The sequence below is a fragment of the Arthrobacter sp. AL05 genome (assembly GCF_029960715.1).
In the GTDB taxonomy this organism is placed as follows: domain Bacteria; phylum Actinomycetota; class Actinomycetes; order Actinomycetales; family Micrococcaceae; genus Arthrobacter.
Genome location: NZ_JASBRC010000060.1, coordinates 1 through 436 on the forward strand (window position 1 = coordinate 1; position 436 = coordinate 436).

At 65.4% G+C, this 436-nt stretch carries 1 protein-coding gene; it reads left to right on the forward strand.

Annotation, left to right across the window (positions count from 1 at the left end):
* Positions 1 to 393: GNAT family N-acetyltransferase (locus QK287_RS18440; protein ID WP_282361140.1), on the forward strand; the 393-nt coding region annotated here is incomplete at its 5' end.
* Positions 394 to 436 lie beyond the last annotated feature (43 nt).

Consider the following 436-nt stretch of genomic DNA (forward strand, 5'->3'; position numbering starts at 1 on the left):
GAAAGGTTCAACACCTCGAGACTGCCCGACCACCGACTGGTCGCCGAAACCGCGGACGGCCAGATCCTTGGCTGGACTGCCGTCTCCCCCGTCTCCGGCCGCCCCGCCTATTCCGGCGTGGTCGAACACTCCGTCTACATCGCGGCCGCTGCACGCGGGCAAGGCCTGGGCACAGCACTGCTGCGAGCCTTAGCAGCCTCCACGGAGGCCGACGGGATCTGGACCATCCAGGCCAGCATCTTCCCCGAAAACGAAGCCAGCCTCAGACTCCACCTCACCAACGGCTACGTCGTCGTCGGACGCAGACGCCGCATCGCCCGCATGACCCACGGTCCACTCACCGGGCAATGGCGCGACACCATACTAATTGAGCGCCGCTCCCCCAGCATCTAAACGGCCAGGTCGCCGGACCCACCTCAAATGACCGACGAATACT